The following is a 12,451-nucleotide window of genomic DNA, read 5'->3' as shown; positions in this document are numbered from 1 at the left end:
AGGACCGCCCTTTGCATTGTAATTAAACTCTGCTGCCTTGCAGGTCCTTATAATTCTGTCTGGACGTTTTGTTCTTTGGAGGAGAGTGTTTCCCGGTAAGCTCGGGGGGAGTAGCCGGTAAGCTGACGAAACTGTCTGCAGAAATGCTCCACATTGGCATAACCGCAAATCGTGGCGATCTCGGAAATTTTATGCGGACCGTAGCCAAGTTTTTCTTTGGCCAGCCGGATCCGGCAATGAATGACATCCTCCATACAGGAGATTCCGAAGGTGGATTTATATATGGTTTGTAGATAGCCTGCGCTTATGTGCAGATACTCTGCCATGGCTGGAACGGTCCAGGGATGGCCGGGATTATTGTAAAGAGCTTTGCGCAAGTTCAGAAGATTATAATATTGGGGACTCAGCTTATCCTCGGAGGCTTCGCAGAGCTTATTGAAGATTATTCTAAACAGATAGTCGATGGAAAGCTCCCGGTAGTCATTCTGAAATGTATGCTCAAAGGTCAGCAGTTGAAACAGCTGATGGCAATAGCTGGGATCCGGGAGCGAAAAGGGAACCCCGATAGGTAAGACGTTTTCTGTAATATAAGACTCGTCCGCATCAAAACGGACCCAGTCGTTAATGTATCTTTTGGAACAGGCACGGTAATAGATGTGGTGCTTTGGCGGATACAGGACAGCGGAGTGGGCCGGATACTCTTTCAATTCTCCGTTCACTTCAAACAACGCCGCAGTTTGTGTGAGTACCAGAAGCCAGGCATCATGGCCCTCGGGTATATTGAAGACAAAATCGTCAGAATGAGTAGCATCAAATTCAACATAGTGAATCTTGGGCATCGGCTTCTCCTTTCTTTGGATACATCAATTAATGGATCGGATATATCATTGTTTGGAACTCAATACTTTTCTATAATTATATTATAAAATAAGGACATTTGGGTAAATTTTTGAAATAAATTATTGAGAAAATATTTTTTTGATCATTAGAAATTATCAATAATGATAGGAGGCTGCTTGTTAATGACACCGCATCAAAACGAAGATCGGAATTATATCCTCTGCTATACCCGGTTACCACAGGAGGATATGGAATATGCTCCGAGACTGGCGCACAGCATGCATTTGGCTTATTGTAGCGACGGGCTTCTTTTTCAGGAATTAAACCATAATTCAGGGGTTCTATTCGCCAAGGCGACTGAGAACGAGGATGGTACACTCCGTGCTAAGAGCTTGAAGAATCCGTATCTGTTCCACACTGCCGAGGGCAATTTCGGGGTGATCGCAGTGCGAACGGAGGCAGAGGGTGAAGCCGATGCAGAGAGTAAGGGGAAGGTGCTGCTGTTCTTCTCCAGTGATCTGCTGCAATACCGCGAAGTTGGACTGCTGGAGCTTGGGGCAGAAACATTTGTAAGCGATGTCATCTGCGAGTATGATACTGACCGGAACAGCTACGTGATCCGCTGGATCGATGAGCTGGGGAATGGTTATCAGAATGTTATTCCCGATATCATGAGTTTGAAGGAGCTCTCTGCACCGGAACCGGCACAGCCTTTTACCCTGGATACAGTGTTTGCTGACATTGAGGGGATCCTGCCGCGTAACTATATCTCCGTATCCCGGGAAATAGCCCGCAAGCTCTATTGTAAGCTTACGGTTCCGAACAATATTGCAATAAAAGTCCCCGAACGCGTGAGCGCTGCATCCGAAGAGGATTTGGAAGAGATCCGGGCTACAGCTCTGTATAGTGACGGCACCAAAGCGCTGAAAAAGGTGGTGTGGAATACAGATGAAATTGATTGGGATAAGGCGGGGACCTATAAAATATCCGGTGAGGTCCATCAGGATCATTACCCGTTCCCGATAGCGTATGACCGGGCGGATCCCTGTATTGCGAAATGGAAAGGAAAGTATTATTTCATTTCCACCAATGATGCGGACCACAATCACACGCTGTATATGCGGGAAGCAGATACCATCCCAGGGCTGGTCGATGCCGGGGAGGTATTGATTCTGGATTCGAATACCTATGAGCAGATCGGCGGACTGCTGTGGGCCCCGGAACTTCATATCATTGAAGAGGAGCTTTATATCTTTCATGCGGCAACACCGGGTGAATTTCTCTGCGAAGAATCCCATACCATGAAGCTGCGGACAGGCGGGAATCCGATGTGTGCTGCTGACTGGTCAATGCCTGTGCGTGTAGTGAAGAAGGACGGTACATATCTGTGTGAAGCGGGCAAGACTATTTCCTTGGATATGACTGTGATTCACTGGGGCGGGAAACATTATGCCGCGTGGTCGGAGCGCCAGTTCGTGCCTGCTGATCTCGGAGCCTGGATCTATATCGCCACAATGGACCCGAAGGAGCCTTGGAAGCTGACCAGTGATCCAGTGCTTCTGACCAAACCCGATTATGGCTGGGCCAATAATCATACGTTTGTAGATGAAGGGCCGTTCGCCCTTTATACCGATGACCGGTTATTTGTAACCTTTGCCAGCGCAGCAGTGGATGCCACTTATGTTGTAGGCCTCTTGACTGCCGGTAAGGATGCGGATTTGCTGGACACCCGCAGCTGGACCAAAGGCAATTATCCGCTGCTGACCTCCAGAAGTGTGCCTGGCGAATATGGACCCGGCCACAATTCCTATGTCACAGATGAGGATGGGGTCATTTGGAACGCTTACCATGCAAGACCTGGAATAGATGGACCCAGAAGTTCCGGTCTGCGCCGCGTGCACTTTGATATTGACGGTGTTCCGGTTCTGGATCTTACAGAAGATAAAGATCTGGGCCGGGAGCTAAGAAAGGTATCTATAGAAGTAACCGTGAGATAAACCGCTGTTTGCTTAAACCGGGCAAGCAGATTCCTGTGTTCTTAAGCGCTGATATTCAGAGAGGAGTAACTGTATGTTGAGAGTAGCAAGTGTTGAAAATGGTTTCGTTAAGGGACTTCCGGCGGCTGATCCGCGAATTACCAGCTTCAAGGGAATTCCGTTTGCGGCTCCGCCTGTGGGGGAGAACCGCTGGCGTGCACCCCAGCCTGCGCAGAACTGGAAAGGGGAATTGAAAGCGTATGATTTTGCCCCAATTTCCATGCAGGCCCCAACCGTTATCGATGTAAATAATATTTATACACGTGAATGGTCAGTGGATCCGGATCTTCCGATGGATGAGGACTGTCTTTACCTGAATGTCTGGACACCGGCCGTCTGCGCTGATGAGAAGCTTCCTGTCTTCGTATGGTATTTTGGTGGAGGACTTCAGGTCGGCCATACCGCTGAAATGGAGTTTGACGGCGAACGCATTGCCCGCCGGGGGATTGTCGTAGTGACCGTGAATTACCGCCTGAACGTGTTTGGCTTCCTGAGTCATCCCGAGATTACTGTGGAATCTCCCGGTGCTCCTGCGAATTTCGGACATCTGGATCAACAGGCGGGTACACAGTGGGTCAAACGCAATATCGCTGCTTTTGGAGGAGACCCTGACCAGATTACAATTGGGGGACAATCGGCTGGCGGCGGAAGTGTGCTGAGCCAGCTTACCTCGCCGCAGAATGAAGGGCTGTTTCAGCGGGCCGTGATTATGAGCGGGATCTTTACTCCGCTGTACCCGGATAACCCGGTACCTCCGCAGCACCGGACCTTGAAGGAGGCGGAAGAGCAGGGGACAGCCTTCTTTGAATTTATGGAAGTGTCGACTCTGGAAGAGGCTCGTAAGCTGGATGCGGTCTATATCCGCGATAAAATGCTGGAGTACGGCAGCTTCTGGGGCACGGTTATGGACCAGTTATATTGTCCCGGCGATCCTTATGCCCTTTTTCTGAAGGGGCGCCACCACAAAGTGCCGGTCATGCTGGGAGCTACCTCATCCGAATTTTTCGGTGTTCCAGGTGCCGGCAGCGTGGAGGAATTCCGGGCTATGGCCTTTGAAATGTTCGGCGGAGAAGCAGAAGAGTACCTTGAACTATGCGCGGTTGATACAGGAAATCTGGAGGAGATGATCCGGACGGCCTCGGTGAGCAATATTGAATATGCGGCACGTGTTGCCATGAAGGCCAATAGCGATTCCGGAAGCGGCGTCCCGATGTATTATTATACCTTTGAGGCCGACATTCCGGGCTGGGATGATCCGGGAACCTTCCATTCGGTGGATCTGTGGTTCCACTTCGAAACGCTGGCCAAATGCTGGCGGCCATTTGTGGGCAGGCATTATGATCTCGCCCGCCAGATGTGCAATTATCTTGCCTATTTCATTGGTACGGGCGATCCGAACGGCAAGGATTCTACCGGTGAGGAGTTGCCACTATGGAAACCGTGTACGCCGGAAGCGCCTTACGGCATGGTTTTTGCGGACAAGGCTGAGTTTGTAGAGAAGCCTCCGGGTGAGGTAATGCAATTTCTGGTCGGGCAATATTTCAAGCGTCAATCCATTCATATCTACGAGAGGAATGAGCGGTAATGAACGAGAATAAGTCGGATTATACGATACAAACTGCCGGATATGATACAGAGAGGGAAGGCATCGCCCGGGGAGAGATTTGTACTATAGAATATCCTTCGAGAACAGTAGGCAACCCCCGGAAGGCAATGGTATATACGCCACCCGGATATCCGGCCGCCGGGGAATACAGTGTCTTGTATCTGCTGCACGGGATTGGCGGAGATGAGAGCGAATGGTACAATCACGGCAAGCCCCAGGTTATTCTGGACAATCTGTATGCTAATCAATTGCTGAAGCCTATGATCGTTGTGCTGCCGAACGGCCGGGCGATGCCGAATGACCGGGCGGAAGGCGAGATTTTTGCACCCGACAAGGTACAGGCGTTCGAAACCTTCGAATCGGATTTGCTCGATGATCTTATTCCCTATATCGAAGCGAATTATCCTGTCCTGACAGACCGAATGCACCGTGCCATTGCTGGATTATCTATGGGCGGAGGGCAATCCTTGAATATCGGTCTGAATAATCTGGACCGTTTCGCCTGGATCGGGGCCTTCTCTCCTGCTCCCAATATGAGGCCACCTGAGCAGTTGCTCCCGGAACCGCAGAAGGCCGCAGAGCTGCTCAGTTTGCTCTGGTTATCGTGCGGAGATCTGGACAGTCTCAAGAATGTCAGCGACCGGACGCATGCCTATTTATCACAGCATTCCGTGCCGCATCTCTGGGTGGAGGAACACGGCGATCATGATTGGCCGGTCTGGAAGAACGGCTTGTATCAGTTCTCGAAGCTGGTTTTCAGCTGACAAAATAGGGTCAAAGCAGCGACTCTCCCTTTATTGGAGGATCGCTGCTTTGCGTTTTTGGCTTTATGAGATTATGAAATCCCTTTGATTGTACCGGACGTGAGCCATATAGGGATCTTCGGTAGAGACGGCGGACTGATAAGCCCCTATTTCCCGAAAAAACCTAGTGTAGAGCCTGAAGCGGACTGAGCTTCCGTTAACGTGTTGCTTTGAGCTCAAAATGAGGGGCTTCCGGACACATAGCGGAATCTCAGTCCGGTTGACCCGCAATTTCTCCCGGTCTGCCCAAATAGCGGAATCTCAGTCCCCCTCACTTGCGGGTGAGCTGTGAAGGAGAGCATAGCGATGAGAACAACGTTCCGTTTGCGGGGCGTCCTCCCAAAGTGCTCGCCTATATCCTATGCAAAAAAACAAGGGCTGACCACAGCAGCCATTTCATGGCTTTTGGTTCAGCCCCTGCTTCATTGATTAGAACCGGATACACGCATACATCTGGTGGATTAGTGTTTATTTATTGGCGATTGCATCGGCACGCATCTTAACGATTTTTTGTGCTCTTTCCGTATCCACGGCAAGGACATCATTCCAGCCAAGACCCACTACATCGGACTGCAGCTTGGTCCAGAGTTTATCGAATTCTGATTGGTCCTTGGCGAATATCATTTTCCAGGATGTGTTCTTCACATAATCTGAGATCTGGCTGCGTTTATTCTTAATGTCCGAGGAATCCGACCCAAGACTTGTATTAATATTGGGTACGATATCGATCATATTGTTCTTCTGGTAGTATTCTGTCGGAGTGGTTGCATTATAAGCTTTCTGCCACTCTGTAGTCAGAACTGTCTTATTCGCCTCTATGGTTGAGCTCCAATAGGTGTTGTTGTAGAATTCCTTCGTATCCGGATCTACTACAAAATCGCTCATGATCATAGTATTGAGCTTGCTCTGGCCATCTTGATATCCGCCGCCGCCGTACTCTTCTGGAACGGGAGTATTATCCTGGAAGGCCGTTTGGCCTACTTCAGTCAGCTTGAATTTGCCGTCTGCTGTCTTTTCATAATTGAAGCCTTCGAATCCATTAGTATAGTAGCGCAGACCTTCAGGAGAGGCCAGCCAATCCATGAATTCAATGATTCTTTCCGGATTTTTTGCTTTTGCACCAATTGCAAATACTCTTCCGCTTCCGAAGTAGGCATCACTATTCTGAATAATATGGGTATCGGCGATCGGAATGGCAACATTGCCGTCACCTTTATTGCCTCTTTCAATGGTATTGTAGAAACCTCTTTCCCATGAATACCATAAGAGCAGCACCTGTTTACTGGTCAGCTTTTCATTGACTTTATTCCAATCCTGGGATGGGGAGTCAGGGTCAACCAGACCCATCTGATTGGCGTCATAATAGAATTGGAGGATTTTTTTGTACATACTGTTGTCGTCAACGAGAGGAACAATATCGCCTTTTGCATTTAACTGAATGGTCGTAGTTCCCTCTGGCTGTTCATAACCGTACCAGTTACTGAGCCAGCGTACATTTTCCATACTTCCGTTGTCCCAGTCCTTCCATAGGGTTATCGGAACGATCGGTTTACCATCAGGTGTCTTGGGATACTTCTCCTGCATCTGCTTCAGTGCATTCAGAAGGTCAGCCAGATTGTTCAGCTTGGGAGCCCCTATTCCCTTGTAATAATCCCAAGGCATAAGCGGACTGGAGTAAGGGAGTTCTTCCGAGAATGTTGTCGGGGAAGTGTCCGATGTAAAGGTCGGCAGTGCATAAATCTTGCCATCCGGATTGATGCTCTCGAATGCAGCATTGAAAGGCTTGAAGTGATTGTCCACATATTTGGACAGGTACTCTGTATTCTTGATCTTATCCGTGAGATCCATAATCATACCCGCCGGAAGCAATTCCTCCAGCTGACTGTTATCAATAATCAGGAGGTCTCCCAGATCTCCAGATGCCGACCTTGTCTTGTATAGCTGATCCCCTGCAACTTGCGGAGACAGAATATTTAATGTGATATTGAACTTATCCTTAATCAGTTTTCCGTACCATCCGGTTTGCTCTCCCTGGTAATTTGCTGCATTGTCAAACACGGTAATAGTCAGCGGTTTGCTGTGATCGATCCCTGTAGCTGGACTGGATGACTCGGTTGCTGTTCCCGGATCGGGCGATCCTGTTGCTGTAGCCGCATTGTTGGAGTTGCCGCTACATCCGCTTAATACCGTTGTTAACAGAAGCAGAGAGGTACCAAGCAACATTGAATATTTTCTTGCCAGCTTATTGTTTTTATTCATGTACAGCCCCCCAGTTGATTAATTTATCATAATAGTGCAATTTAACCTTTGACTGCACCAATGATAATTCCTTTTACAAAAAATCTTTGGAAAATCGGATAAACCAGCAGAATAGGTGCGACAACGATGATGGTAACGGTCATGCGAATGGACGTGGTGGTCTGCTTGGTGGACAGGCTGGCCATGGCCGTTGATCCGGCGTTCTGCAGATTGACCATGGTGGATAGGGAGCTGGCCTGATTGATGTAGTTATACAGAATGAACTGCAGACTGTACAATTTGCTGTCCGTCACCAGCAGCAGCGTATCCTGAAAGGAATTCCACTGGTTGACTGCCGAGAATATGGCGACTGTCGCGAGTATCGGTTTGCTGATGGGCAAGATAATTTTGTAAAAGATCGTTATAATTCCGGCACCGTCAATGCTGGCTGCCTGCTGCAATTCCTTCGGCGTGGATTCCACAAATGTCTTCACTAGAATGATGAAAAATGGAGCTACGATGGACGGCAGGACGTATGCCAGAAAATTGTTGGTGAGGTGCAGGGATCTCATGGTCAAATACCAGGGGATAATACCGGCATTAAAAAACATCGTAATAATGGTAAACCGGTACCAGAATTTTTTCCCCCACATATCCTCCTGGGAAAACATGAAGCCCAAAAAGGCAGAGGCCCCGACCGTCAAAAGTGTGCCTATTACGGTTCTCCCCAAAGAAATGACAAATGCATTCCATAGCCCCGGTATTTTAAATACGTCAACATAGTTCTGGAAATGGATCCCCCTTGGCCAAAACGCAATTTCACCTTTGGCGCTGAGATCGTTGGCGCTTATAGTATTGATAATGATGGAGTAGAAGGGATATACACATATAAATGCAAAGAGAGAAAAGAGGACATAGACCACAGCAGAAATCATTTTGTCAGTTGTACTGACCTGCATTTTTATTTTTTTGGAGAAGGGGCTGTTATTTTCTTTGGCAATCGGCGCCAGTTCTGTCTGGTGGTCACTCATACGATGCCCTCTCCTCTTAACAATTTGGACAGTCCGTTTACAGAAAAGAGAAGCGCAACACTAATTATGCTTTTCAGCATACTGATCGCGACGGAAACGGAATAGCTGCCGCCTCCCATGGCCAGGTTGTATACATATAAATCCAATACCTGGATGGTATCTTTGTTGAAGGCATTCTGGAAAACGAAATATTGCTCCAATCCATTGTTCAGGAAGCTGGCAATTTGGAGCATCAATAACACAAAATAGGTCGGAATCATACTTGGCAAAACCACATGCCGGATGACCTGCATTCTTGTAGCACCGTCTACATAAGCCGCTTCATACAGAGATTCATCAATCCCCATAATTGCCGCTATATACAATATGGCTGACCAACCTAGTGATTTCCAGGTAATCCATATCCACATCGTAATCCAGACATGCTCTGAGTTCTGAAGAAAGAGTATAGGAGAGTCGATCAGCCCGATCTGTCTCAAAAAACCATTGACGACACCTTCACTGGAGAACATGGAAAATGCCAGTGAATAGACCAGTACCCAACTGATAAAGTTTGGAAGAGTGGTTACGGTCTGGATCAATTTTCGGAAACGCACAGCTTTAATCTCTGTTAGGAAGATTGCAAAGATCATCGGGAGCCAAGAAAAAAGTATACTCAACCCACTAATGCCGAACGTGTTCTTGATGACCTGAAGTAGTTGATCGACCTTCACCTGGTTTTCTACCAAGGAATGAAACCATTTGAAACCGACAAAAGGCGATTGTGACAGCGGAATCGGTGGCATATAGTCAAAGAAGGCATAAACCCATCCATAGAGCGGGTAGTAGGCAAAGACAGCAAGCAAAACCATGAAGGGCGAAATATAAAGGAATTTTCGTATCGAATTGCTTCTCATGCTGGGACTACGCATCGGTTCACTCCTCTTCGTATTCTCTTTGTAAATTTGCTTAATGGAAGCTTTCAGCTGGGCTGCTATCCCTTAAATATATTGTCCGGCTCGCTAACCCCCTTCTGTATTGATAGCGCTTTCATATCTATGGAACAATAATAAATTATTGGTTTCTTTCAAACAATGACCTATCCTCACGACTTATTGATCTATTATTAGATAAAACCACGATATAATTACAGAAAAATATTAAATTATCAATATTTTAAATAAAATAGAAAATATTAACTTAAATCCAAGTAGCTATATGAACATTTAGAAATAAGCAGCTTGAAGGTCTGACGTATCCCAAGGGCATATCCTGCATGGGTCGGAGCGAGATTTTGGAATTTGCTGTACTTCTGGAGAAAAGCAACAAATGTCCATATGAAAGCAACGCCAAGCTATAGACCCTAAGCGTAGCCTATGATTAAATACATAAAGAATATTGCAACTGACCTCACACCTAATCTCTGATTTAAGCGAAAGGATGAATATTTTTTATGGACAAAAAAGAGTTCGGTCTGACACCACCTATGGGGTGGAATTCATGGAATACCTTTACATGGGACATTAATGAGCAACTTATTCGTGAAGCTGCAGATACACTTGTTGCAGAGGGGTACAAGGATGCGGGATATGAGTACATTGTTATTGATGACTGCTGGAGTCTGAAAGAAAGAGACGGGGATGGGAAACTAGTTGTTGATCCGCTTAAATTTCCGAACGGAATGAAGGCGCTTTCAGAATATATTCATTCCAAGGGACTAAAATTCGGGATGTACTCTTGTGTAGGAACACATACCTGCGCAGGGTATCCAGGGAGCTTTGAACATGAATTTCAGGATGCGGAATCACTGGCAGAGTGGGGCGTCGATTTTTTAAAGTATGATTACTGCTTTAAGCCCAGACATATGTCGGGGGAACTGCTGTACAAACGAATGAGCCTCGCGCTTAAAAACTGCGGAAGAGACATACTGTTCTCAGCATGCAATTGGGGCGAGGACAATGTGTATCATTGGATCCGTGAATCAGGTGCGCATATGTACCGATCCACAGGAGATATTCAGGATAGCTGGGATTCGATCAAGAGCTTAGCTTTATCACAGCTTGATAAAGCCCGCTATACCGGAGCCTATTGCCATAATGATCTGGATATGCTGGTTGTCGGCATGTACGGAGGCAGCAACAGCGACTTTATCGGAAGCCAAGTCGGCGGATGTAGTGATGTGGAGTACAAGACCCATTTTTCTTTATGGAGCATGATGGGGTCTCCGCTGATGATTGGCAGCGACATCCGTAAAGCCAACCAGGCCACCAGGGATATCCTGATGAACCGGGATTTGATTGCCATTAATCAGGATGTGGAAGGCCGCGGTGCTTATCGCATCAAGCCGGAACCGCAGTGGTTTCATGCGGATGATGTGTTTATGCTGGTAAAAGTGTTAACGGACGGAGACCTTGCCATAGGCTTCTTCAATCTGAGCGATGGTCAAAGGGAAATGTCGCTGCAATTCTGGGATTTCGGACTTCCTTATGCTTCCGGAAAGTCGCTGTCGCTGTATGACTGCTGGGAGCATCAAGAAATAGGCGTATTCAGAGAAAGATACGCTCCAGTAGTTCCAGCTCATGATTGTCTGATTGTACGGGCTAAATTGGTGTAAGGAATGGCATGAACATGAATAGAACATGCCGAACATGCAAAGTCCCTTTAACGACTGATGATGTGGCGATATACCTGAAGCTTGTGACGCGCAACGCTCAAGATTTCCTGTGTATTGACTGTCTTGGTGAACAACTGAAATGCGGACGTGACCCCATTATGAAATTAATAACATATTTCCGGGAATCCGGGAATTGTGTACTGTTTCGCTAAGGTGAATTGTTGACCCTATTGGCAGGTAGTGAAAGAAAGCAGCGGAGAGGTACTGAACCACATGACTGCCTGCCGCAGGGACACCTACATGAACTAAGAGACAGTATTTCCGGTGCTATATACCTTTTTATATTCCGAAGGAGTATACGAAGTTGCTTTTTTGAATACTTTTGAGAAATACAACGGGTCCTGGTAGCCAACCGAGTAGGCTACCGACTTCACAGATAAGTGAGAAGTTCTTAATAATTCACAGGCACGCCGAATCCTGAATGCGGTTAGGTAGCCAGATAGGGAAACTCCATTTTCTTCCTTAAACAACCGAAACAAGTAGCTTCGCTCAATTTTCACGTAGTCTACTACATCCAGAACAGACAGCGAAGGCTTCCAGAAGTTGCTTTCGATATATTCCCGCGCTGATAATGCGTAGTCCTTTGTTAGAAAAGCTTTATCACTAGGGTAGTACTCCATATAGTATGACAATAATAGATGGAGTTTAGCATCGGAACGTTCTCTTTCGAATGGCTCCAATTCGGCGGTCTTGCTCACATGAAATAATGGCCCCAGGTCTTGCGGAGAAGGCGCCACCACTGGAGAATCAGGTGTGAAATTAACCATCGATAAGAGGCGTGAGGCCTCTCCCCCGTAAAGTTCAATCCAAAAATACTCCCATGGATCCAGCGGATCTGGATAATAGTACACTTCCATATGCGGAAAAATAATAAAGCTCTCGCCTGTTTCCAAAAGAAAAGTTGTATGTTGTGTCTCCAAATAGCCCTTTCCGCTTACAATATAATGCAGGGCATACACATCGCGGACACCCGGGCCCCATTTATGCAAATTTGGAGGTTTATGACCATTGCCTTTACAAATCGAACCCTCGCTAAAAACGTAATTAAATGAATTCATAAGCTGTACCAGTATCCTTTGCATCAAATTCATATATTTAATATCCCGATATTACGCTACTCTTTCTTCGCTCCACGGTACATCTAAATTATACTATTTTCAGTTATCAAAAGAATAGAAAGAATCCACATTTATATGATAGTCACCCCGTAAACTGCAAAAAGTGAACAGGAGGACATAGGTGGA

At 46.8% G+C, this 12,451-nt stretch carries 9 protein-coding genes; 4 read left to right on the top strand and 5 right to left on the bottom strand.

What is annotated here, in order from left to right; all coding sequences use genetic code 11:
• Nucleotides 1–47: 47 nt before the first annotated feature.
• Complete coding sequence (locus tag H1230_RS19420) at nucleotides 48–839, bottom strand: helix-turn-helix transcriptional regulator (protein ID WP_239711563.1); 792 nt, start codon at nucleotides 837–839, stop codon at nucleotides 48–50.
• 183 nt (nucleotides 840–1,022) lie between these two features.
• On the opposite strand from H1230_RS19420, the gene H1230_RS19415 reads away from it, so the two are divergent.
• The 3 genes from H1230_RS19415 (at nucleotide 1,023) to H1230_RS19405 (ending at nucleotide 5,246) form a co-directional block, all read left to right on the top strand.
• Complete coding sequence (locus H1230_RS19415) at nucleotides 1,023–2,837, top strand: family 43 glycosylhydrolase (protein ID WP_239711562.1); 1,815 nt, start codon at nucleotides 1,023–1,025, stop codon at nucleotides 2,835–2,837.
• A gap of 73 nt (nucleotides 2,838–2,910) precedes the next feature.
• Entirely contained in the window at nucleotides 2,911–4,461 is a 1,551-nt protein-coding gene (locus H1230_RS19410; RefSeq protein WP_239711561.1) for a carboxylesterase/lipase family protein, read from the top strand.
• Nucleotides 4,461–5,246, top strand: a complete 786-nt coding sequence (locus H1230_RS19405) for an alpha/beta hydrolase (protein WP_239711560.1) — start codon at nucleotides 4,461–4,463, stop codon at nucleotides 5,244–5,246. The genes H1230_RS19410 and H1230_RS19405 overlap by 1 nt, the downstream gene beginning before the upstream one ends.
• A gap of 507 nt (nucleotides 5,247–5,753) precedes the next feature.
• On the opposite strand, the gene H1230_RS19400 is transcribed toward H1230_RS19405, so the two are convergent.
• From H1230_RS19400 to H1230_RS19390, 3 genes are read right to left on the bottom strand one after another with little or no spacing between them, the layout of a single operon-like run.
• Nucleotides 5,754–7,544: a type 2 periplasmic-binding domain-containing protein gene (locus H1230_RS19400; RefSeq protein ID WP_239711559.1), complete on the bottom strand. Its 1,791-nt coding sequence runs from the start codon at nucleotides 7,542–7,544 to the stop codon at nucleotides 5,754–5,756.
• Nucleotides 7,545–7,585: 41 nt separating this feature from the next.
• The gene (locus H1230_RS19395) at nucleotides 7,586–8,554 is read right to left on the bottom strand and encodes a carbohydrate ABC transporter permease (RefSeq protein ID WP_239711558.1); all 969 of its coding nucleotides are present in this window, start codon (nucleotides 8,552–8,554) and stop codon (nucleotides 7,586–7,588) included.
• On the bottom strand, nucleotides 8,551–9,465 hold the full coding sequence (locus H1230_RS19390) for an ABC transporter permease subunit (RefSeq protein WP_239711557.1): 915 nt from the start codon (nucleotides 9,463–9,465) through the stop codon (nucleotides 8,551–8,553). Before H1230_RS19390 ends, H1230_RS19395 begins: the two co-directional genes overlap by 4 nt.
• 521 nt (nucleotides 9,466–9,986) lie before the next feature.
• On the opposite strand from H1230_RS19390, the gene H1230_RS19385 reads away from it, so the two are divergent.
• Nucleotides 9,987–11,147 carry a glycoside hydrolase family 27 protein gene (locus H1230_RS19385; RefSeq protein WP_239711556.1) on the top strand — a complete coding sequence of 387 codons (1,161 nt, stop codon included), beginning with the start codon at nucleotides 9,987–9,989 and terminating at the stop codon, nucleotides 11,145–11,147.
• 305 nt (nucleotides 11,148–11,452) lie between these two features.
• Here the strand turns inward: H1230_RS19385 and H1230_RS19380 are convergent, their stop codons facing one another.
• Complete coding sequence (locus H1230_RS19380; RefSeq protein WP_239711555.1) at nucleotides 11,453–12,298, bottom strand: helix-turn-helix transcriptional regulator; 846 nt, start codon at nucleotides 12,296–12,298, stop codon at nucleotides 11,453–11,455.
• Between the last annotated feature and the right edge of the window lie 153 nt (nucleotides 12,299–12,451).

Source organism: Paenibacillus sp. 19GGS1-52, from assembly GCF_022369515.1.
Taxonomy (GTDB): domain Bacteria; phylum Bacillota; class Bacilli; order Paenibacillales; family Paenibacillaceae; genus Paenibacillus_AQ.
Note: the sequence above shows the minus strand (reverse complement) of the source record. Positions and strands in the feature narration are given on the sequence as shown.

What these genes read in the sequence shown, in the direction of transcription:
- H1230_RS19395 (WP_239711558.1), bottom strand. Translation starts at nt 8,554, where the DNA reads ATGAGTGACCACCAGACAGAACTGGCGCCGATTGCCAAAGAAAATAAC.
- H1230_RS19390 (WP_239711557.1), bottom strand. Translation starts at nt 9,465, where the DNA reads ATGCGTAGTCCCAGCATGAGAAGCAATTCGATACGAAAATTCCTTTAT.
- H1230_RS19415 (WP_239711562.1), top strand. Translation starts at nt 1,023, where the DNA reads ATGACACCGCATCAAAACGAAGATCGGAATTATATCCTCTGCTATACC.
- H1230_RS19405 (WP_239711560.1), top strand. Translation starts at nt 4,461, where the DNA reads ATGAACGAGAATAAGTCGGATTATACGATACAAACTGCCGGATATGAT.
- H1230_RS19420 (WP_239711563.1), bottom strand. Translation starts at nt 839, where the DNA reads ATGCCCAAGATTCACTATGTTGAATTTGATGCTACTCATTCTGACGAT.
- H1230_RS19380 (WP_239711555.1), bottom strand. Translation starts at nt 12,298, where the DNA reads ATGAATTTGATGCAAAGGATACTGGTACAGCTTATGAATTCATTTAAT.
- H1230_RS19400 (WP_239711559.1), bottom strand. Translation starts at nt 7,544, where the DNA reads ATGAATAAAAACAATAAGCTGGCAAGAAAATATTCAATGTTGCTTGGT.
- H1230_RS19385 (WP_239711556.1), top strand. Translation starts at nt 9,987, where the DNA reads ATGGACAAAAAAGAGTTCGGTCTGACACCACCTATGGGGTGGAATTCA.
- H1230_RS19410 (WP_239711561.1), top strand. Translation starts at nt 2,911, where the DNA reads ATGTTGAGAGTAGCAAGTGTTGAAAATGGTTTCGTTAAGGGACTTCCG.